Origin of the sequence: Glutamicibacter soli, assembly GCF_052322135.1 — a bacterium.
Taxonomy (GTDB): Bacteria; Actinomycetota; Actinomycetes; order Actinomycetales; family Micrococcaceae; genus Glutamicibacter; species Glutamicibacter soli.
Genome location: NZ_CM125969.1, coordinates 625,360 through 646,946, shown reverse-complemented (window position 1 = coordinate 646,946; position 21,587 = coordinate 625,360). Strand labels below are relative to the sequence as shown.

The window sequence follows — 21,587 nt, the reverse complement described above, 5'->3', positions numbered from 1 at the left end:
AAAGATCTTTCGCAAACCCCTCGGAATTCGAGATTCCCGGTCGTACGATACGAGTATGGAACCACTATTCCACCGGAACGCACACTCCGCCGTGCGTCATCACGGGGGCGGAGGGTTGATCCTGGGAGGGATCGGAGTGATGATTCTCTTCGGTGCTTTCGCAGTGATGTTGGCATCCCAGAGTCACACGCAGGACTGGGTGCCGCTGCTCATCGGCGTCAGCCTGGGCTTCTCAACGATGATGTTCGGCATCGTCTACCATTTCACGCACTGAGCACCATACTGGGAACACCAATTACAGTGCAGAACGCGGCCAGGGGCGGCGCCCGTACGGGTGCCGCCCCCAGCCGCGTTTCGGCGCTAGAGGTGGGTCGGCGCGAACATCTTCAGCAGCGTCTTGACCACCACGACGTTCGGGCCCTGCGCCGCGAAGGATTCGCGCAGCGCCTGCCCGACATCCTGCGGCTGCACCTCGCGGGCCGGGACGCCGAAGGACTTCGCCAGCGCGACGAAGTCGGGGCGGGCCAGTTCCGTGGCGGTGGCCTTGCCGAAAGCCCCTTCCATGTATTCGCGCAGGATGCCGTAGCCGCCGTCGTCCACGATCAGCCAGGTCACCGGTGCCTCATGCTGCTTAGCGGTGGCCAGCTCCGCGATGGAGTACATGGCCGAGCCGTCGCCGCTGACCGCCAGCACCCGCTCGCCCAGGCCGATCGCCCCGCCGATGCCCGCCGGGAAGCCGAAGCCCAGGCCGCCGGCCCCCTGCGCCGAATGGAACTGCCCCTGCCGCGAATCCCAGCAGCTCCAGCCCCAGTAGGCGGAAATCGTCATGTCCCAGAAGGTCTGCATATCCGCCGGAACCGCCTCGCGGATGTCCGCCATGAAACGGCGCTCCAGGCCCAGGTCCTGGGCATCCAGCCGGGCTTCGACCTTGGCCAGGGTGTCGGCCACGACCTCTTGCGGGCTGCGCCCGCGCCACTCGGCGCGGGCGGCGAAGCCTTCCCGGCGCAGCTGCGCGTTCAGGAAGTCCAGCGCCGCCCCGGCGTCCGCGCGGATGCCCAGGGCCGGGGTGTTCGACTCCAGCACCCGCGGTTCCGCGTCGATCTGGATCAGCCGGCCGCGCGGGGCCAGGGTGAAGTAGTTGCTTGACACCTCGCCCAGCGAGGAGCCGATGACCACCAGCACGTCCGCGTCCTCCAGGACCTCGGAGACGTAGCGGTCCTCCACCCAGGACTGCAGCGAAAGCTCGTGCTCCCAGGGGAAGGCACCGTTGCCGCCGGGGGTGCACAGCACCGGAGCCTGCAGCGTCTGGGCCGCTTCGAGCAGCTGGGCCCGGGCCTTGGCGCGGCGCACGCCGCCGCCTGCCACGATCACCGGGCGCTTGGCCTCGGACAGCCAGCGCACCGCCTCCTCGATGAGTTCCACGCGCGGCGGATGCTCGTAGGCCTCGGCCAGGGCGTCGCGCACCGGAGGCACCATGACCGGGGCCAGCAATACGTCCTGCGGCACCTCCACCCAGACCGGGCCCATGGGCACCGTGATAGCCCTGGCCCAGGCGTCCTGGATGGCCGAGGGGATGCCGGAGGCGTGGTGCACCGTCTGCTGGAACTTGGTGACGTTCGCGGCCGAGGCCTTCTGGTCGTCGAGCTGGTGCAGCATGCCCTTGCGGCGCGCGCCCAGTCCGTCCAGCGGGATCTGGCTGGCGATCACGACCATCGGCACGCCGGTGGCATAGGCCTCCTGCAACCCGGCCAGCGAGGTCAGCGCGCCGGGACCGGTGGACAGGAACAGCACCCCGACCTCGTCGGTGGCCCGCGAATAGCCGTCGGCCGCGAAGGCGGAGTTGTTCTCCACGCGCGAGGAGACGAAGTGCAGCTCAGAGCGCGAGAGCGCGTCGAAAAGCCCCAGCGCGTGCTGCCCGGGGATGCCGAACACGGTTTTCGTGCCCAGCGCGGTGAGCGTCTCGATGACCAGGTCGCCGCCGTTGCGCTGCGCGGTGCCCTGTACGGTGTCCTGTACGGCGGTCATCGGGCGTTCACCCCGCCACGGCTGCGGAAGTCGCTGATCAGGGAGATCAAGTCGTAGGTGACGTGGCTGGCGGCCACGCCGGTCATCTCGGCATGGTCGTAGGCCGGGCAGACCTCCACGATGTCCGCGCCGACGATGTTCAGCCCGCGCAGCCCGCGCAGGATCTCCAGCAGCTCGCGGCTGGTGATGCCGCCGGCTTCCGGGGTGCCGGTGCCCGGGGCGTGGGCAGGATCCAGCACATCGATGTCCACCGAGATGTACAGCGGGCGGTTGCCGATGCGCACCCGCAGCTTGTCAACGATCTCGCGCACGCCCTGGTAGTAGACATCCGAGCTGGTCACGATGCCGAAGCCGAAGCGCTTGTCGTCCTCCAGGTCCTTCTTGCCGTAGAGCGGGCCGCGGGTGCCGACGTGGCAGATGGCCTCGGTGTCCAGGATGCCTTCCTCCACCGCGCGGCGGAACGGGGTGCCGTGGGTGTATTCGGCGCCGAAGTAGGTATCCCAGGTGTCAAGGTGCGCGTCGAAGTGCAGCATCGCCACCGGGGCGCCGGCGCGCTGGGCGGCCGCGCGCAGGAGCGGCAGCGCGATGGTGTGGTCGCCGCCCAGGGTCACCAGGGTGGAGCCGTCGGCGGTCAGTTCCAGCGCCTCGTGCTCGATGGTCTCGATGGCCTCGTGGATGTTGAACGGGTTCACCGCCATGTCCCCCGCGTCGGCGACCTGGCTCTGCGCGAACGGCGAGGTGTCGGTGGCCGGGTTGTAGGGGCGGATCAGGCGCGAGGATTCGCGCACGTGGTTGGCACCGAAGCGGGCCCCTGGACGGTAGGAGACCCCGGTGTCGAAGGGGATGCCGACGATCTTGATGTCGGCCTGCTGCACCTGGTCCAGGCGGGGCAGGCGGGCGTAGGTGCCGGCACCCGCATAACGCGGAATCTGGGCCGCGTTGATGGGACCGAGGTTGCCGTTCTCTTCAATCCTGATTTCCTTCATGGGAGCATCCTTCCGACAACCCGGACCAGTCCGCAACTAGTTGTCTAATATGAAACTTCAGTTTCCTATTATGCTATTTTGCGATCTGCGCCACGTCAAGGCGCTGGCCGTCGCGAAACTCCGGAGTCCCCGAAACTTCCCGGCGCAACAAAAGGGACCGGCTCCGCCGTCCCGGTCAGGGGCGGCGGAGCCGGTCCGCAGGCCAGCGGCGGGCGGTTAGCCGGCCAGCTCGACGATGTTCTGCGCAAGCACCTCAAGTCCGTCGCGCAGCAGCGCTTCGCCGATGACCAGCGGAGGCAGCAGGCGCAGCACGTTGCCGTGGGTGCCGCAGGTCAGGGTCAGCACACCTTGGGCGTGGCAGGCCTTGGAAACGGCGGCGGCGAGCTCCGGACGCGGGGCCAAGGTGCCGCGGTCGGCGAACTCGACCGCCAGCATGGCGCCGCGGCCGCGGACCTGGGCCACCACAGCGGTGGATTCAAGCAGCGGCTCCAGCACTTCGCGGGCCACGCGCTCGATCAATTGGGCGTTTTCCAGCAGACCGCCGTCCTCGAACTGCTCGAAGACCGCCAGCGCGGCTTCGCAGGCCAGCGGGTTGCCGGCGTAGGTGCCGCCCAGGCCGCCGGCGTGCGGGGCGTTGAGCAGCTCGGTGCGCCCGGTGACCGCGGACAGCGGGACGCCGTTGGCCAGCGCCTTGGCGGTGAGGATCAGGTCGCCGGCCACACCTTCGTGCTCGGAGGCGAACAGCGTGCCGGTGCGGCCCATACCAGCCTGGATCTCGTCGATGACCAGCACGATGCCGTACTTGTCGGCCAGCTGGCGCAGGCCCGGGATGAAGCCGGCCATCGGGACGATGAAGCCGCCCTCGCCCTGGATCGGCTCGATCACCATGGCGGCGAAGCTGCCCGGGTCGTTCTCGATGAGCGTTGCCTCCACGGAGGCCAGCGCCGCCTCGACGCCGCCCTCGACAGCGGGGCGCAGCGGGTTGGCCGACGCGGCGCGGATGACATGCTCCGGCATCGGGCCGAAGTTCAGCTTGTACGGGTTGACCTTGGCGGTCATGCCCATGGTCAGCAGCGAGCGGCCATGGTAGGCCTCGTCGAAGACCAGGACGTTGGCGCGGCCGGTGGCGGCGCGGGCGATCTTGACAGCGTTTTCCACGGCTTCGGCGCCGGTGGAGAACAGTGCGGTGCGCTTGTCGAAGTCGCCCGGGGTGTTGCGGTTCAGCCAGTCGCAGACCTGGGTGAAGGACTCGTATTCGGTGACCATGAAGCAGGTGTGGGTGAAGGCTTCCAGCTGCTTGGCCACGCGCTGCGCCACCCGCCGGTTGGAGGCGCCCAGCGAGGTCACGGCGATGCCTGAGGCGAAGTCGATCAGGCGGTTGCCGTCGACGTCCTCGATGATGCCGCCGTCGGCGCGGGAGACGAAGACCGGCAGGGTGATGCCCAGGCCGCTGCTGACCTGCTGCACACGTTCCTCGTGTAGCTGGGTGGAGCGCGGTCCCGGAATGGCGGTGGCCAGGTAGCGGGTCTGGGTCAGCGTTTCGGCGTCGCGCGCCGCAAGAGTTTCGGTCATGCATCCAACGATAGAAATCCATGTGACACGCGTCATTAGCTTTTATGTCCAACGAGCGGTAAATGATTGGATAATTTACCCATGATCACCTTGCTGCAGTTGGGGTCAGAGCTCGGAAACGAGTTTTTCCCCGCCGATTCGACCACCTTCAGCGCCGCCCCGGTCACCGGCGTGCACATTTCCGAGCTGGAGGATCCCACCACCTATCTGGAGGGCGGCGAACTGCTGCTGACCACCGGCATGCCCTTCGGCCATTCGGCCACCGCCTCGCTGGCCTACATGCAGCGGCTGAAGGACAAGGACGTCAAGGCGTTGGGCCTGGGTCTCGGCCCGTGGCTGGACACGGTTCCGCAGCACGTGATCGACGCCTGCCGGCAGACCGGAGTGGAACTGGGCATCGTTCCGGACGGCGCGCCCTTCCAGAGCGTTTCGCGTGCCTATTGGCGGCTCTCGGCCAGGGACGACACGGTGAACCTGATGAGCTCCTTGGGTACCCAGACCGCGCTGGCGCGGGCCGCGATCCGTTCCGATGCCATCAACGCGGTGGTGCGCGGGCTGGCGCAGGCGCTGGGCGGCTGGGCCGCGTTCCTCCCTGACGACCCGCAGCCGGCCACCGTTTACCCCGCTTCCGCGCAGGGCTTCGTGCCCCTGCTGCGTCAGGAGTCGCAGCGTTTCCCGCGCACCGGCATGCCCTCGGCGTCCACCTTCGGCATCAACGGCCAGGCCGTGGTGCTGTATCCGATCCTGGCCGGGACCAGGATCCACGGCTTCCTGGGGGTGGGCTCGGGACGCACGCTGACCAAGGCCGACCGGCAGATCATCATGACCGTGTGCATGCTGCTCTCGCTGCGCGCCCGCCAGCGTGAGCTGATGGTCAGCACGAATGCGGCCCTGGGCGGAGCCACCGCCAAGCTGCTGCTGCACGGGCAGCCTGAATCCGCCCGGCTGGTTGCCCAGGAGGCTGGCATGGACGAGTTGCCCTCCCGGGTCAGGGTCCTGGCGCTGTCCGTGGGCGACGAGGCCGAGGCCCGCTCCGCAATCCAGTCCCTCGGCGCGCTGCCGGCGAGCGCCGCGCTGCCTCCGGTGGCGGATGCCGCGGCACGCTGCCAGTTGCGCTTCACGGATGATGCGGTGCTCTACCTGCTGCTGGACGAAGCCCAGCTGGGCAAGGCCCCTGCCGCCCCGGCGCAGGAACCGGACGCCGGGGCCAGGGAGCGCGCACGGAGCCTGCGTGCGGTGCTCTCCGCCCCGCTCACGCTGGCCGAGCTGCCGGCGAATCTTCCGGCGCTGCGCCAGGCGCTGTCCGGCGCCCCGGCCGGGGAGCTGAGCGACGCCGGGGCGGACTTCGACGCCAGCGCGCAGACGTGGGTGGAGGCGCTGGCCGCCTACACCCGTGCCGACCTGCTGTCGGCCGTCACCCAGTACCTGCGCCACCGCGGGCATTGGGAGGACGCCTCGCGCGCGCTGGGCATCCACCGCAATTCGCTGCGCCACCGCATCACCGTGGCCGGGGACCTGCTGGGCATCGATCTGGATGACCCGGATATCTCGGCGTCGCTCTGGCTGGCGCTGCGCCGCAACCAAGGCTGAGCCGGACCGGCAAGCCCTGCGGCGCGGGAAAGCCCCGACCTTCCGGTCGGGGCTTTCCTGTCGGTTTTAGCGTTTCGCGTTGGTTGCCTGCCGGCGGCGCCCCCTGCGGGAGGTGGCGGCCGCGCCGTCGGGTCCGATCGCGCCCAGCTTGGACTGCTGGCGGATGCTCAGCAGGTGCAGCAGTTCCTCTTCGGCATTCTCGCCGGGCTGGACGCCGCGCGGGACCCGGAACAGGAAGAACGTTCCCAACACCCACCATGCGGCGAACAGGGCCCACGGCTGCCAGGTGATGGCCGCCGGCATGCCCGGCAGGTACAGGGAGATCAGGCCGGCGCAGAAGAGCACCGACATCACGCCGATCACCTGGCCGAAGTTGCCCTTGCCGCCGATGCGCAGCGGGCGGTCCATCTGCGGTTCGCGGCGGCGCAGGATCAGGAAGGCCACGCCCACCAGCAGGTAGGCCACGACGATGGACGGCGAACCGGAATCGACCAGCCAGCCGAGCATCGCGGTGCCGAAGAACGGAGCCAGCACGGACAGACCACCGATGAACAGCAGCGCGTGGTGCGGGGTGCGGTACTTCGGGTGCAGCACGGCGAACCAGCGCGGCAGCATGCCGGAGGTGGCCATGGCGTACATCAGGCGCGAGGCGCCCATGAGCAGCGAGTTCCACGAGGTCAGGATGCCCGCGATGCCGCCGGCAATCAGGATCTTGGCCATGATCTCGGAGTTGAACAGCGCGCCCATGGCGTCCGCGGTGGCCATCTCGGAACCGGCGATCGCCGCCGGGCCCAGGCCCGAGGAGGTGGCCAGCACCACCATCACGTACCAGGCGGTGGCGATCAGCACGGAGATCACCACGTACTTGCCGATCTTGCGCGGCGGGATGTCGCATTCCTCGGCGGACTGCGGGATGACGTCGAAGCCGACGAACATGAACGGAACTACGATCATGACCCCGAAGAACCCGGCCAGCCCGTTGTCGAAGAACGGTTCCATATTGGACGATTCGCCGCTGGCGAAGGAGCCGGTGAGCAGCATCGCGCCGATGATGAACAGGAAGAGCACCACGAAGGTCTGCACCAGGCCGGCGGTCTTGATGCCGCGGATATTGATCCAGGTGATCACCACGGCGCCCAGCACACCCACGAGGGCCCAGGTCAGGTAGACCTCGGAGCCGGCGATGTCCCAGAGCTTGATCTGCGAGAGGTTGGGGAAGATGTACTGCACCGACTTGGGCAGCGCGACCGCTTCGAAGGCGACGATGGTGATGTAGCCGCCGACGATGGCCCAGGACCCGGCGAAGGACCAGCGGGCACCCATGGCGCGCAGCAGGTAGTTGTGCTCTCCGCCGGCCTTGGGCATGGCCGCGACGAGCTCGGCGTAGGTCAGGCCGACGACCGCCATGATGCCGCCGCCGACCAGCATGGCCAGCGAAGCGCCGATCGGGCCGGCGGTGGTGATCCAGTCACCGGTGAGCACCACCCAGCCGAAGCCGATCATGGCTCCGACGCCGATGGCCAGTGCGTCCCACTTGCCGAGAACCTTTTTGAGTCCTGGCTCAGCGCCCTGCTGGTTCGCCGCTGCTTGCGTCATGGCAACCCCTTTCAAAATAATGATGTGGATCACATTACGAAAGAGGCGGGGAGAAATCCTTGGACGAATAAACCAAAGGGAAAGTCAAAAGTTCCAAAGAACGCGGCGCGGGATGGCGTCCTTCCGGCCGATGATCAGGCTTTTTTCGCCGAGGTGGCACCCTTGACCATCGCGCGGTCGACTTCGTGAATTCCCAGGCAGAATCCAACCGAAAGGATGATCGACTTGATGGTGAGCTCGCTGATGTCGTCGGGAACGTAGACCAGCTGCACCGGTCCGGCTAGGACGATCAGGACCAGAGCCCAAATGTTGTAGGCCCAGGACGTCCGGGCCTCCATCATTTCCGGATGCCGCGCCCGGCGGCGGATCGTGCGCACACCCAGCATGATGATGACGACCGCGAGAATGGCGGCGCCGAGGAAAAAGAAGTTGCGCTGGGTCCGCAGCCACGCAAGGGTCGATCCGACCAGGATGCCGACCAGGGCCGAAGCCCACCAGCTGATGGAGCGCAATTCGTGCGGTTTGGACTCCGCGCTTCCGGTGGATTTACCAGTCGCCATTGCACTCCTTCCTGTCTTCACTAGCCTGCCTGCGTCGGCGGGCACTATTCCAAGAATACGCGGTGCAGTGGCCAGCCGTGAACGCGGCGCCTCTTCGCGGCAGGCTCTGTCCGGGGAGTCACACCACCCCGGGAGCCACTGCACAGACTCAGAGAATCAGGGTCCAGAGCACCACGGCAGGTTCATCGCCGGGGTTTTCCCAGCTGTGCGGTTCCCGCCCCGGAAAGGTCATGGTGTCCCCCGCAGCGAGCTCGACCACCCGTTCGGGCAGCACCAGCGTGAACACCCCGGAGGCCACGTGCAGCACTTCGAGCTCGCAATCCACCGAATACAGTTCGTTCTCCCCCTTGCCCCGGGGTTCCACTTCAGCGCGAATGACCTGGACGCGCTTTTCGCCGCGCGGGGTGACCAGCTTCTCGGTGATGCCCGAGCCTCCCAGCGAGATGCGCGGCGCATCCCCCAGTCGCACCAAAGTCGTGTCCGGTACTTCGAACAGGGTCCCGACCTCGATCCCCAGCACCTCGCAGAGCTTGAGCAGCGTGGAGACCGACGGACTGGTCAAGTCGCGTTCGACGCGGGAAAGAAACCCCTTGGTCAACCCGGAAAGCTCGGCGACCTGGTCGATCGTCATGTGCTGCTGCTGGCGGACGCCGCGCAGCCGTGCTCCGATGTTGATTGACGAGCCTGAGGGTTCGACGGGCAGAGCTTTCATCCGTGGGGCACCTGGACCTGTTCACTCGAAGGATAGGCAGCGACCGCTGGAGTGTACTTCTGCCGGCCGCTCTGCGTCCCCAGTTTACCAATACGCAACTTCCGGCCAACCGGAGCGGAAGAATATGACACCTTGGCTTCGGTGGCTTCCCATTTCCTGAAGCGGGTTCCCCGAACCGTGGCCTGCACCTACACTCGGTCCATGGACGGCACCCCGAACAGCACCGCGGCCAGGCTGCGCGAATACCTGAACGACGCGCGGCAGGCAGTCATCTTCAAAAGCCGGCAGCTCGGCGAGGAGCTGGCCCGCCAACCCATGACCCCCACCGGCACGCACGTGCTGGGCGTCGTGCACCATCTGGCGATCACCGAGTACGGCTACTTCGGTGCGTGCCTCAATCGGCCGGTCAACGACTCCTACGTCCAGCAGCTGCTGGACATCGACGACCCGCAGGCGGATTTCATTCCGCCAGCCGATGCCAGCGCGCAGCAGGTCATCGAGCTCTACCAGCGGGCCATCGCCTTCGCCGAGGCCGGGTTCGACCAGCTGGAGCTCGCCTCCCCGGCCGAAGTCCCCTGGTGGGTCCGCCACCGGCACACCACCCTGGAACATCTCATGGTGCACATGATCGCAGAGACCTCGCGCCATGCAGGCCATCTGGACATCGTCCGCGAGCTGCTGGACGGGCAGGTCGGGCTGCGCGCGGAAGCGCCGAACCTGCCGGACTACACGCCCCGGCAATGGCAGGAGCAGCGCGACCGGCTGCAGCAGACCGCGCAGTCCAAGCGAGGCTCCGACTAGGGCTTCGCGCGGAGTTCATATTACGGAATGAAACTTCACGACTTAATATTGCGGCGGTAGCATCGACACTGTTGCTTCACGAGACGCGGCGCCAAGCTCCGACTGGCCGCGCACCAACCCCAGGTTCATGGGTGGTTCGGATGAAGAAGCGGTCCGGGCATCGACCGATGCGCGGGCAAGAGCTCAGCGAGAGTTGTCGTGTCATGGCATTTTCCGTCCTCCCCATCATCGATCTGCAGACCGGACAGGTGCAGTTCACCGTGCAGGACCGCTGGTACACCCGCTACATTTCAGACCCGGCGCACCTTGAGCGGCTGATCACCCGTTCCTCCCGGCGCCCGGTCTTCGATCCCGCGGCCGGCGAGCTGGTGGTGTTCGTGGCGTCCGCCGGGCAGCCCGATGGGCGCAGCGTTGCTTTTAGGCTTGCCAAATTCCCCGGCACCATCTCGCTGGCTAAACTGAGAGGCTGAACAGAATCCCGGGTTTCGTTGAGAAATCCCAAGCCGTAGGAGAGTCATCCTCGTGATGTCACACAGCCCCACGACTGAGCCCACCCCCGCCCAGATCCGCCGCTGGCGCAAGTACGTTGCGGACGAGGTCGCCGAAGGCGCCATCTACCGCGCGCTGGCCCAGAAGAAGACCGGACAGGAAAAGCAGATCCTGCTGGGACTGGCCGCGGCGGAAGAACGCCATGAGGAATACTGGCGCACCAAGCTCGGGGCGCATGCCCGCCCGGTGCGTCCCTCGCTGCGTCGCAGCTTCCTGCGTTTCCTCGCCCTGAGCTTCGGCTCGGTGTTCGTGCTCGCGCTGGCGCAGCGGGCCGAAAGCAGCACCCCCTACGCGACCGATGCCGACGCGTCGCCGCAGATGGCCGCCGACGAGCAGGTCCACGAGGAAGTCGTCCGCGCCCTGGCCACCGCGGGCCGCGCGCAGCTGTCGGGCAACTTCCGCGCCGCGGTCTTCGGCGCCAACGACGGCCTGGTCTCCAACCTGGCCCTGGTCATGGGCATCGGGGCGACCGGTGTTTCCTCCGGACTGGTGCTGTTCTCCGGCATCGCCGGCCTGCTGGCCGGCGCGCTGTCCATGGCCGCCGGCGAATACGTCTCCGTGCGTTCGCAGCGCGAGCTGCTCACGGCTTCGCGTCCCACTCAGGTGACGCTGACCGCCGCCCCTGACCTGGATTTGGACGCCAATGAACTGGTGCTCATCTACAAGGCCCGCGGCATGACCGACGAGGATGCCGAGCACCGCGCTGCAGAACGCATGGGCCTGTTCACCTGCGACTGCAACCCGTCCTTCTCGCTGAACCCGGAAGCCCGGGCCGAAGAGCTGGCGAACGAGCACGAGGAACTGGGCTCGGCCACCGGCGCCGCGGCGACTTCCTTCTGCCTGTTCGCCTCCGGAGCGGTCATCCCGATCCTTCCCTACATCTTCGGCATGTCAGGCCTGGCTGCGATCATCACCTCGGTGCTGCTGGTCGGCGCCGCGCTGATGATCACCGGCGGCATTGTCGGGCTGCTGTCCGGGGCCTCGCCGATGAAGCGCGGCCTGCGCCAGCTGGCCATCGGCTGGGGCGCCGCCGCAGTCACCTACTGCCTCGGCTTGCTGTTCGGCACCAACGTGGCCTGAGCCCCGCAGGCTCGATGAGCCATTCCCACGGCCGCCGCCTGCTTCACCAGGCGGCGGCCGTTGCCGTTCTCAGAATCTGGTGCGCCGGCGCAGCGACTGCATGCCGCCGATGAATTCCACCGCTTCGGCCACCGAATCGACCAGAGCGATCTTGTCCTCCATGATCTGCTCGGCGGCCAGCGCCTTGAGCAGCTGCCAAGCCGGCAGTGTGCGGGTCCAATGCTCGCGGCCGACCAACACCAGCGGCACCACCCTGGCCCCGGTGGCGTAGTAGTTCTCGCAGGCGTCCTGGAAGATTTCCTGCACCGTGCCGGCGGAACCGGGCAGCACCACGATCCCGCCGTTGGATTGCTCCAGCAGCAGCGCCTCGCGGGTCGCGTTGGCGAAGAACTTGGCGATGTGCGTGGCGAACAGGTTCGGCGGTTCGTGCCCGAAGAACCAGGTCGGAACCCCCAGCGAGGTGCGTTCCGAGGGAAAGCGGGCCTTCACGGCGAGCGCGGTGCGCGCCCAGCCGGTGCGCCGGTGGATCGCGTCCGGTTCCGCCGCCAGCATCTGCAGGGCCGTGGAGATCTCCTCCCGCCCGCGGTCGGCCAGCCAGGCACCGGCGTTCGCCGCTTCCATGGCTCCCGGTCCCCCGCCGGTGGCCACGGCGTATCCGGCGCGGGTCAGCCGCGCCCCGAGGTCCAGCGCCTGCGCGTACTGCTCGGTGCCTCGGCTCAGGGCGTGCCCGCCCATGACTCCGATGATCGGGGTGTCCTTGAAGGCGCCGTCGTAGACCTCGGAGATCAGCGCCTGCCCCACGTGGTGGTCGTGCAGCGTCGATGCCATCGCCTGGTCGTCGCTCAGCAGCTGGCGCGGACCGTGCTGCTGCGAGTAGGTGTAGATCCGCGCGTCCGGCACATGCTCATAGGTCTGCGTGCTGATTCCCTCGTACAGTTCCTCGGGGGTGTACAGCCCGCGGTCGCTGGTGCGGAAGGGGAGCTGCTCCCCCGAGTCCATGCACAACCCGCCGGTGCCCTGGACCAAGGCGCGGCCGGCTTCACTGAACTGGCAGTCGATGAACAGCGCCTCGGCCAGGTCCAGCGCGGCGAGCACCGTATCGCGCCCGCGCAGATCCACCCGGTGCACCCGCCAGCTGCGGCCGCGGGAGCGCTGGAAACCCAGCGCTTCGGCCGCCAAGCGGTCGAATTCCGCCAGTGAGGTGATGTTGACGGCGCGCGCCGGAAGATACGGCCAGACTTGGGACATGGCTCCACGCTACGTGACAGTTAGGGATTATTCACAGTAGGGGGCTCTCAACTTTCACGACGGGCCAGAACGTGAAACGATTAGCGGATGACTAATGCCGTTCCACCGACCATCGACGCAAGGCACCTGCTGGCGTTCTTGGGCAATGTTCCCTTCTTCCACGGCAAGAAACTCGCCGACGAAGCCAATGCCGTGGTCGATGTTGAATTCGATGAGTCATCGGGGCAGATCGAAGGCACCGTGTTTGCCGGCGGCGAGGACTTTTCGCCCATGGTCCAGCTGCGCCGCGGCGCCGCCGGCTGGGAAATCGACTCCGGCGAATGCAGCTGCGACACCCCCGGCATCTGCCCGCACATCGCGGCCCTGGTGCTGACCTCCAACAAGCTCTCCGGGCTGGCCAAGGTGGCCACCAAGATGGAGGAGAAGGTCGTCACCACCTGGTCCAAGCAGGCAGACACCTGGTACGCCGAACGCGAGCCGCGCCCCAGCGACGGGCTGGTCGGCTCCCCCAACGACCCGGTGGTGCCGATGGCGCTGCAGTTCCTGCTTTTCGACGCCAAGAACACCACCCAGCAGCAGCAATGGATGCCGACCGGCAAGCTGCCGCACGCCACCCACCGCAACCGCCGCTTCCGCCTGGGCGTGCGCCCCATGGTGCGCAACTCCGAGGGCCGTTGGGTGCGCGGCCAGCTGCGCTGGACCACCATTGGCTTCAAGACCTTCGGCTGGAACCTGCTGCGCGCGCAGCACCACTGGTTCTGCAGGTTCGCGGCGATGGCCCGCAGCAACACCCAGACCAACTTCAAGACCGACGAGGACTGGCTGTTCCTGGACGAGTACTCCTCGAACCTGCTCTGGCCGCTGCTCGATGAAGCCCATGAGCTGGGCATCGAGCTGATCGGCACCCGCAACGACCTGTCGGTCCTGGTCGGCGGGCAATCCTGGACCGAAATGGTCGCGGACCTCGATGACGAGGACAACCTGCAGGTGCACGGCATCCTGCATGCCGCCGGCCACGACCTGACGCTGGAGGACTACAGCCCCGCCGGCACCATCGGCGACCACGGCTTCTACGTCCAGCTTGAGGACCCTGAGCAGATCCTGATCGCCCCGAGCCTGGACCGCCTCTCAGACAAGCAGCTGAACTGGTACGACTCGCACCAGCGGCTCCAGATTCCGGCGGCCGACCACCAGCTGTTCTTCGATACGGAGTATCCGCGCATGGCCCGCACCTTCGGCGTGCGCAGCATCTCCGAGGCCCTGGTTTTCCCTGAGCTGAAGCCCCCGTTCGTCCGCGCCAAGGTCGACTACAAGGTGGAGCAGACCGAGGAAGGCTCCAAGGAATCGGCCACCCTGGACTTCTCCATCAGCTACCCGGGGGTGGACGACGAGCACAAGCCCCACGACGCGGAGGCGGAGAGTTTCCTGCGCGCAGCGGTCAACGAGGTCTTCGAGCAGGTCATGGGTGTCGGCAACCCCGACTTGTCCCCCAAGTTCTACTCCGGCGAGCAGATGATCGCCTTCGTCTCCGACCTGGTTCCCGCCCTGGGCGCGCTGAAGACCGTCAAGCTGGAGGAAACCGGGCCGCGCCCGGTCTACCGCCAGCTGCGCGAGCTGCCCAAGCTGAAGATCAACGCCGTGGACCACGAACGCAACGACTGGCTGGATCTGGGCCTGCTGATCTCCGTCGGCTCCCATGAGGTGCCCTTCGCGGACATCGTGAAGGCGATGACCAATGGCGCCATGAAGCTGAAGCTGCCGGACAACTCGTGGTTCTCCCTGGACCAGCCGATCTTCGCCAAGCTCAAGGCGCTGGTGGACGAGGCCCAGGCGCTGAACGACAAGCCGAAGGACGCCGACCTGAAGCTCTCGGTCTTCCAGATCTCATTGTTCGAGGAACTGGACGAGCTGGCCGAGGGAATCGACGGAGCCGAGCTGTTCATCGGGCGCATGCGTTCGCTGCTGCGCGTCGCCGAAGGCGGCCAGGCCTCCGTGCCGGACACCCTACAGGCCACCCTGCGCCCCTACCAGGTCGACGGCTTCCGCTGGCTGGCTCGCCTCTACCAGGGCGGCTTCGGCGGCATCCTGGCCGATGACATGGGCCTGGGCAAGACCCTGCAGACCATTGCCCTGGTCCTGCACGCCCACCAGCTGTGGGAGGACCCCGAGGCCTGCGCCGAGCTGCCGCCGGCCCAGCGGGTGCGCGCACCGTTTTTGGTGGTCGCCCCGAGCTCCGTGGTCTCTAACTGGGAGATGGAGGTCCGCCGCTTCGCGCCGAGCCTGCGCGTTATCAGCATCGATTCCACGCTGGGCGACGCCCGTCAGCTGCGCGACCTGGCCGAAGGCTACGACGTGGTGCTCACGACCTACACGCTGCTGCGCCTGAACGACGAGATCTACGAGTCCCAGCGCTTCGCCGGGCTGATCCTGGACGAGGCCCAGTTCGTGAAGAACCGCTCGACCAAGGCCCACCGCACCGCGGTGAACCTGCAGACCAGCTTCAAGCTGGCGGTGACCGGCACCCCGATGGAGAACAACCTCTCCGAGCTCGGCGCGCTGCTGTCGCTGACCTCCCCGTCGCTGTTCATGAACGTCAGCCGCTTCAACCGGCAGTTCGCCCGCCCCATCGAGGTGCTGGGCGACAAGGACACCCTGGCCCTGCTGCAGCGCCGCGTGAAGCCGTTCATGCTGCGCCGCACCAAGGAATCCGTGGTGCTGGACCTGCCGGCCAAGCAGGAGCAGCAGGTGCTGGTGCGCCTGTCCGACGAGCACCAGCACATCTACGACACCCACCTGAACCGCGAACGCCAGAAGATCCTGCACCTGGTCGAGGACCTGGACAAGAACCGCTTCACCATCTTCCAGTCGCTCACGCACCTGCGCATGCTCGCGCTGGAGCCCTCGCTGGTGGACCCGGAGCTGGCCGAGGTGCCCGGATCTAAGCTCGAGGCGCTATTCGACCAGCTCGACGACGTGCTGAACGAGGGCCACCGCGCCCTGGTGTTCAGCCAGTTCACCTCCTACCTGAAGGTGCTGGCCGGGAAGCTGACCGCACTCGGGATCAAGTTCGTCTACCTGGACGGCAGCACCCGCAACCGCGCCGAGGTGATCGAGCAGTTCAAGGAGGGCGAAGCCCCGCTGTTCCTGATTTCGCTGAAGGCCGGCGGTTTCGGGCTGAACCTGACCGAGGCCGACTACTGCTTCCTGCTTGACCCGTGGTGGAACCCCGCCGTGGAGGCCCAGGCGATCGACCGTACCCACCGCATCGGCCAGACGCGCCAGGTGATGGTCTACCGCATGATCTCCAAGGGGACCATCGAGGAGAAGGTCGTGGCCCTGCAGGATTCCAAGCGGAAGCTGATCAACACCGTCATGGACGAGGCCGATGGCTTCTCCAAGGCACTGACCGCGCAGGACATCCGGAGCCTGCTCGAGTAACAGGTTGATTAACTCTTCGTGGTTTAGCAGGCGCTTACCAGCAAGACGCGATATATTCAATATGCCACCTCATGTGCGTTACGCCACACCGGACGCACAAGTAGGGCACCCCCATGGAGGTCTTCTTCAGGGGGCAGCGCAAGATGAAGGCGGTTATAACCGTGTCCCTGATCAAATCGGAGACTCTGAGTACACCGAGCGACGACTGGATGAACGCTTCGGTGACGACGGAAGCAGATCGTGTGGTGATTGAAACCGAGCAGGAGCGCCTGCTCCTGGAGAACGACCGGCTTCTGGAAAAAATCCGGAAGGTCCTAGCTTCTCCGCTGGATGAGATTTTCTACAACCCGAAGCACCGGATGCTGTTGATTCCGGGCGCCTTCGCGGTCATTGGATCCTCATTCCTGAGGGTGGACACCGAGGCCGCGACCGGCCTGCGGGGCTAAGCTCCCCGCGCACCGCATTACCCCCGGGCCGGCATCCCAGACCCGGCTTGGGGCTGTTTCCCAAATCTTTGATCCGTCGCCACAACGCCGTGGAGACGGAAAATGGCCGCCTGCGCCACGGTAATCCCGTGGCACAGGCGGCCATTACGCTCTCACCCGGGTTATCCGGGCTTCGAAGCCTCGCTTAGAGGGCTGCGAAAACTTCGCGCAGCAGGCGTGCGGTCTCCGAAGGAGTCTTGCCCACCTTCACGCCGGCAGCTTCCAGTGCTTCCTTCTTGGCCTGGGCAGTGCCAGCCGAGCCGGAAACGATGGCGCCTGCGTGGCCCATGGTCTTGCCCTCAGGGGCGGTGAAGCCTGCCACGTAGCCGACAACCGGCTTGGTGACGTTCGCCTTGATGTATTCGGCTGCGCGCTCCTCGGCGTCGCCGCCGATTTCGCCGATCATCACGATGGCCTTGGTTTCCGGATCCGCCTCGAACGCAGCCAGGGCGTCGATGTGGGTGGTGCCGATGACCGGGTCGCCGCCGATGCCGATGGCGGTGGAGAAGCCCAGGTCGCGCAGTTCGTACATCATCTGGTAGGTCAGGGTGCCGGACTTGGAGACCAAGCCGATCGGGCCCTTACCGGTGATGTTGTTCGGGGTGATGCCGACCAGCGCCTCGCCCGGGGTGATGATGCCTGGGCAGTTAGGGCCAATGATGCGGGTGATCTGGTTGCCGTCGGCGTCGACCTTGGACTGGGCCAGGGCCCAGAACTCAGCCGAGTCCTGCACCGGCACGCCTTCGGTGATGACCACAACGAGGCCGACCTCGGCCTCGATGGCCTCGACCACTGCATCCTTGGTGAACTTCGGCGGAACGAAGACGATCGACACGTCAGCGCCGGTCTCGGCCTTGGCCTCTGCCACGGTGCCGTAGACCTTGATCTCCTGCTCGCCGTGGGTCACGGTGGTGCCGGCCTTGCGTGCGTTCACGCCGCCGACGATGTTGGTGCCGGCCTTGAGCATCAGGGCGGTGTGCTTGGTGCCTTCGCCGCCGGTGATGCCCTGGACGATGACCTTGGAGTCCTTGTTCAGGTAAATGCTCATTGTTCGCTTATCCCTCTTACTTCGCTGCGTTGGCGAGCTCGGCGGCCTTGTCGGCGCCCTCGTCCATGGTTGCTGCCAGGGTCACCAGTGGGTGGTTGGCTTCGGCCAGGATGGCGCGGCCTTCTTCAACGTTGTTGCCGTCCAGGCGGACAACCAGCGGCTTGTTCGCTGCGTCACCCAGGGTGTTCAGCGCGCCGACGATGCCGTTGGCCACTGCGTCGCAAGCGGTGATGCCGCCGAAGACGTTGACGAACACGGACTTGACCTGCGGGTCGTTCAAGATGACGTCCAGGCCGTTGGCCATGACCTCAGCCGAGGCGCCGCCGCCGATGTCCAGGAAGTTCGCCGGCTTCACGTCACCGTGGTTCTCGCCAGCGTAGGCGACGACGTCCAGGGTCGACATGACCAGGCCTGCACCGTTGCCGATGATGCCCACTTCGCCGTCCAGCTTGACGTAGTTCAGGCCTGCAGCCTTGGCCTTGGCCTCCAGCGGATCGGCTGCGCCCTTGTCCTCGAGCTCTTCGTGAGCCGGGTGGCGGACCTCGGAAGCGTTGTCATCCAGGGAGACCTTGCCGTCCAGTGCGACGATGTCGCCTGCACCGGTCTTCACCAGTGGGTTGACCTCAACGAGGGTTGCATCCTCTTCCTTGAAGACGGTCCACAGCTTCTGCAGGGTCTCTTCGACCTTGGCGCGCAGTTCCTCGGCGAAACCGGCAGCTGCGACGATCTCGGCGGCCTTTTCGGCGTCGATGCCGACCAGCGGATCAACTGCAACGCGAGCCAGCGCCTCCGGGCGCTCCTCTGCCAGCTGCTCGATCTCCATGCCGCCCTCGACGGAGCACATGGCCAGGTAGTTGCGGTTTGCGCGGTCCAGCAGCACGGAGAAGTAGAATTCCTCGGCGATGTCCGCACCCTGTGCGATCATGACCTTGTTCACGGTGTGGCCCTTGATGTCCATACCGAGAATGTTCGATGCGTGCTCGAAAGCCTCGTCTGCGGTCTTGGCAACCTTAACGCCGCCAGCCTTGCCGCGGCCGCCAACCTTGACCTGAGCCTTAACGACTACGACGCCGCCGATCTTCTCAGCTGCTGCCTTGGCTTCTTCAGGGGTGTAAGCGACGATACCGGCAAGCACGGGTACGCCGTGTGCCTCGAATAGATCGCGCGCCTGGTACTCATACAGGTCCACGGGTTTGTGTCCTTCGTTCGAAGTTCATGCTGACTCGCGGCACAGTCACGGACCAGTGTCCGCGCCGTACCCAAAGAGAGCGCACCGCAACCAAACAGACGCCGAAACGGCGTCTTAGCCCGTGCGCATTTCTCAGACTATCCTTACTTTCGCGATCTTCCCACTTTTACAAGTTGTAGAGATTCCGCGCATTTCACCGATTGGCTATCGCTGTGACCAAGCCAATATCGCAATGGGGTTGACTACTCGACAATTTCGAGGGGCGCGTACCGAAGCAGAAGTCGTTTCTCGGAATCCGGAAATTGGACCTTGGCCACGGTTTTGTCGCCAGCGCCTTCTAGCGCGACGACTGTGCCCAAGCCAAAGGCCGTATGCTTGACCGACTGCCCGACCTTAGGGATCACGATCTCCTTGTTCTGCACCACACGCTGCTTCGACACCGGAGCGGCGTTGTGCCCGCGGACAGTATTGTTCGCCACCGACGAACCTGCTCCCCAATGGCTTCCGCGCTCGTAGCGGCTCGTGGCGAAATTCACCGAGCTGGAACCGAAGGACAGGCCCGGGCCGAAGGACGATCCCTCGCGCTTCCAGTCGATCAGCTGGGAGGGAACCTCTTCCAGGAACTGGCTGGCAGGGTTGTACTGCGCCTGTCCCCAGAGGCTTCGCTGCTCGGCACGCGTCAGGTAGAGGCGCTCGCGGGCGCGGGTCAGCCCCACGTAGGCCAGGCGGCGCTCTTCGGCCAGCTCCTTTTCATCGGTCATGGAGCGCTGATGCGGGAAGACGCCGTGCTCCATGCCGGTCAGGAACACGACCGGGAATTCTAGGCCCTTGGCCGTATGCAGGGTCATCAAGGTCACCATGCCCTCGCGTGCCGCCATGGCTGCGCCCTCGTCATCGCTAGGGGCTTCCGGGATCTGGTCTGCATCGGCCACCAGCGCGACCCGTTCCAGGAATCCGGCCAGGCCGCCCTCCGGTTCGTCGTTGACGTAGTCGCGCACGACGGCGACCAGTTCCGCGAGGTTCTCAACCCGGGACTCGTCTTGCGGGTCGCTGGAGGAACGCAGGGTTTCGAGGTATCCGGTCTGCTCAAGCACTGCTTCCAGCGCTTCGGCCGGGCCCGAGCCTTCGGCCACGATCTTCAGGTCGTCCATGAGCGCCACGAAAGCCGCGGTCATCTTGATGCCCCGGGTGCCCAGGCCCGGAGCCTCGTCCGAGCGGCGCAGCGCTTCCATGAAGGAGATGCGCTCGCGCTCCGCCAGCGCGGCGACGGCGCCTTCGGCGCGGTCGCCGATGCCGCGTTTCGGCTCGTTGAGGATGCGCCGGACGTTGATGTCGTCTTCCGGGTTCACCAGGGCGCGCAGGTATGCCAACGCATCCTTGATCTCCTTGCGGTCGTAGAAGCGGGTTCCGCCGACCACCCGGTATTTCAGATCGACGCGCATCAGCTGCTCTTCAAGCGCGCGCGACTGGGCATTGGTGCGATAGAAGATGGCGATGTCGCCGGGACGTACGTCTTCGTCGTCGTTCAGCCGCAGGATCTCCTCGGCGATCCAGCGGGCTTCGTCCGACTCGGACTCCCCCACGTAGCCGACGATTTGCTCGCCGTCGCCGCTGGCGGTCCACAGGCGCTTGTCGTTGCGGTCCGGGTTGAGCTTGATGACCTCGTTGGCAGCGGTCAGGATGTTCTGCGTGGAACGGTAGTTCTGCTCCAGCTTGATCGTCGCCGCGTTCGGGTAGTCCTTCTCGAACTCGATGATGTTCCGGATGTCGGCGCCGCGGAAGGCGTAGATGGACTGGTCCGAATCGCCCACCACTGTCAGTTCGCCCGGAGGGGTCTTCCCGTCGGGCCCGGTGAGTTCGCGAACCAGCGAATACTGGGCGTGGTTCGTATCCTGGTATTCGTCGATCAGAACATGGCGGAAGCGGCGGCGGTAGTTGTCCGCCACGGCCGGGAACGCGCGGAACATGTAGACGACCTGGCCGATCAAGTCGTCGAAGTCCAACGCGTTCGCCGCCCGCAGGCGCTGGGTGTAGCCGCGGTAGACCTCGGAGACGGCCCGGGAGAACGGGTCGTTCGTGTTGATGGTGGCCGCGTAGTCCTCGTCGTCGATCAGCTCGTTCTTCAACGAGGAGATCTTGTGCGCGATCGCCTTGGGCGTGAAGCGCTTCGGGTCGATCTCCAACCCCTTGGAAACCAGGGTGATCAGTCGCAGCGAATCCGCCGAGTCGTAGATCGAGAAGTTCGACTTCAAGCCGATGGTGGCAGCTTCGCGGCGCAGGATGCGCACGCACGACGAGTGGAACGTGGAGATCCACATCTTCTTCGCCTGGTCCTCGCCGATGAGCTCGGCGGCGCGTTCGCGCATTTCGGCGGCGGCCTTGTTGGTAAAGGTGATGGCCAGGATTTCATGCGGGCGCGAACGCCCCGTTGCCAGCAGGTACGCAATTCGATGGGTCAGCACACGCGTCTTGCCCGAGCCGGCGCCGGCGATGATCAGCAGCGGGCCCCCTGCATAGCGCACGGCCTCTTCCTGCTGCGGGTTCATGCCTACCAGCAGTTCGTCCGCGGTCGGCAAAGCCCGAGCTGTGGGTTCAGGAGCGAAGTCATCAAAAAGGAAATCCATGGTGTAGCCAGTCTACGTGCCGCATTGGACAGTATCGTGATGCCGGCCGAGCGAACCGGGACACAGCCTACCGGGCATAATGGA

Annotated in this window: 17 protein-coding genes and 1 riboswitch; of the genes, 7 read left to right on the top strand and 10 right to left on the bottom strand. The window is 66.1% G+C overall.

What is annotated here, in order from left to right; all coding sequences use genetic code 11:
• The first annotated feature begins 55 nt into the window (after window positions 1–55).
• A complete protein-coding gene (locus ACTX90_RS03150) occupies window positions 56–274 on the top strand; it encodes a hypothetical protein (RefSeq protein WP_146955929.1) in 219 nt (72 codons plus the stop codon).
• 86 nt (window positions 275–360) lie between these two features.
• Here ACTX90_RS03150 and ACTX90_RS03145 read toward each other — a convergent pair whose 3' ends face one another.
• From ACTX90_RS03145 to ACTX90_RS03135, 3 genes are all read right to left on the bottom strand, one after another.
• Window positions 361–2,025: a thiamine pyrophosphate-binding protein gene (locus ACTX90_RS03145; RefSeq protein ID WP_443443080.1), complete on the bottom strand. Its 1,665-nt coding sequence runs from the start codon at window positions 2,023–2,025 to the stop codon at window positions 361–363.
• Complete coding sequence (speB, locus tag ACTX90_RS03140; protein ID WP_047118304.1) at window positions 2,022–3,011, bottom strand: agmatinase; 990 nt, start codon at window positions 3,009–3,011, stop codon at window positions 2,022–2,024. Before speB ends, ACTX90_RS03145 begins: the two co-directional genes overlap by 4 nt.
• Window positions 3,012–3,227: 216 nt before the next feature.
• A complete protein-coding gene (locus ACTX90_RS03135; protein WP_047118303.1) occupies window positions 3,228–4,583 on the bottom strand; it encodes an aminotransferase class III-fold pyridoxal phosphate-dependent enzyme in 1,356 nt (451 codons plus the stop codon).
• Window positions 4,584–4,664: 81 nt separating this feature from the next.
• Here ACTX90_RS03135 and ACTX90_RS03130 point away from each other — a divergent pair, with 81 nt between their 5' ends.
• Window positions 4,665–6,173 (top strand): PucR family transcriptional regulator ligand-binding domain-containing protein, encoded by a 1,509-nt coding sequence (locus ACTX90_RS03130; RefSeq protein ID WP_443443077.1) that lies wholly within the window; start codon window positions 4,665–4,667, stop codon window positions 6,171–6,173.
• Between the two features lie 66 nt (window positions 6,174–6,239).
• On the opposite strand, the gene ACTX90_RS03125 is transcribed toward ACTX90_RS03130, so the two are convergent.
• The 3 genes from ACTX90_RS03125 to ACTX90_RS03115 form a co-directional block, all read right to left on the bottom strand.
• Window positions 6,240–7,769, bottom strand: coding sequence for an APC family permease (locus ACTX90_RS03125; protein ID WP_443443075.1), 1,530 nt, complete (start codon window positions 7,767–7,769; stop codon window positions 6,240–6,242).
• Window positions 7,770–7,903: 134 nt separating this feature from the next.
• Window positions 7,904–8,329, bottom strand: coding sequence for a hypothetical protein (locus ACTX90_RS03120; protein ID WP_047118301.1), 426 nt, complete (start codon window positions 8,327–8,329; stop codon window positions 7,904–7,906).
• Between the two features lie 148 nt (window positions 8,330–8,477).
• On the bottom strand, window positions 8,478–9,041 hold the full coding sequence (locus tag ACTX90_RS03115) for a helix-turn-helix domain-containing protein (RefSeq protein ID WP_053797390.1): 564 nt from the start codon (window positions 9,039–9,041) through the stop codon (window positions 8,478–8,480).
• Between the two features lie 201 nt (window positions 9,042–9,242).
• On the opposite strand from ACTX90_RS03115, the gene ACTX90_RS03110 reads away from it, so the two are divergent.
• From ACTX90_RS03110 to ACTX90_RS03100, 3 genes are all read left to right on the top strand, one after another.
• Window positions 9,243–9,842 (top strand): DinB family protein, encoded by a 600-nt coding sequence (locus ACTX90_RS03110; RefSeq protein WP_424678779.1) that lies wholly within the window; start codon window positions 9,243–9,245, stop codon window positions 9,840–9,842.
• A 74-nt stretch (window positions 9,843–9,916) separates the two neighbouring features.
• A riboswitch (SAM riboswitch) is annotated at window positions 9,917–10,030 on the top strand.
• A 15-nt stretch (window positions 10,031–10,045) separates the two neighbouring features.
• Complete coding sequence (locus tag ACTX90_RS03105; protein ID WP_443443072.1) at window positions 10,046–10,312, top strand: hypothetical protein; 267 nt, start codon at window positions 10,046–10,048, stop codon at window positions 10,310–10,312.
• Between the two features lie 55 nt (window positions 10,313–10,367).
• A complete protein-coding gene (locus tag ACTX90_RS03100; protein WP_047118298.1) occupies window positions 10,368–11,471 on the top strand; it encodes a VIT1/CCC1 transporter family protein in 1,104 nt (367 codons plus the stop codon).
• A 69-nt stretch (window positions 11,472–11,540) separates the two neighbouring features.
• Here the strand turns inward: ACTX90_RS03100 and ACTX90_RS03095 are convergent, their stop codons facing one another.
• The gene (locus ACTX90_RS03095; RefSeq protein WP_113606885.1) at window positions 11,541–12,719 is read right to left on the bottom strand and encodes an LOG family protein; all 1,179 of its coding nucleotides are present in this window, start codon (window positions 12,717–12,719) and stop codon (window positions 11,541–11,543) included.
• An 87-nt stretch (window positions 12,720–12,806) separates the two neighbouring features.
• Here ACTX90_RS03095 and ACTX90_RS03090 point away from each other — a divergent pair, with 87 nt between their 5' ends.
• Together ACTX90_RS03090 and ACTX90_RS03085 are read left to right on the top strand one after the other, a co-directional pair.
• A complete protein-coding gene (locus ACTX90_RS03090; protein WP_443443069.1) occupies window positions 12,807–16,157 on the top strand; it encodes an SNF2-related protein in 3,351 nt (1,116 codons plus the stop codon).
• Window positions 16,158–16,270: 113 nt separating this feature from the next.
• The gene (locus ACTX90_RS03085) at window positions 16,271–16,603 is read left to right on the top strand and encodes a hypothetical protein (protein ID WP_047118296.1); all 333 of its coding nucleotides are present in this window, start codon (window positions 16,271–16,273) and stop codon (window positions 16,601–16,603) included.
• 184 nt (window positions 16,604–16,787) lie between these two features.
• Here ACTX90_RS03085 and sucD read toward each other — a convergent pair whose 3' ends face one another.
• From sucD to pcrA, 3 genes are all read right to left on the bottom strand, one after another.
• Window positions 16,788–17,690 (bottom strand): succinate--CoA ligase subunit alpha, encoded by a 903-nt coding sequence (gene sucD, locus ACTX90_RS03080; RefSeq protein WP_047118295.1) that lies wholly within the window; start codon window positions 17,688–17,690, stop codon window positions 16,788–16,790.
• A gap of 16 nt (window positions 17,691–17,706) precedes the next feature.
• Entirely contained in the window at window positions 17,707–18,879 is a 1,173-nt protein-coding gene (sucC, locus tag ACTX90_RS03075) for an ADP-forming succinate--CoA ligase subunit beta (protein WP_047118294.1), read from the bottom strand.
• A 242-nt stretch (window positions 18,880–19,121) separates the two neighbouring features.
• A complete protein-coding gene (gene pcrA, locus ACTX90_RS03070) occupies window positions 19,122–21,503 on the bottom strand; it encodes a DNA helicase PcrA (protein WP_053797386.1) in 2,382 nt (793 codons plus the stop codon).
• Window positions 21,504–21,587 lie beyond the last annotated feature (84 nt).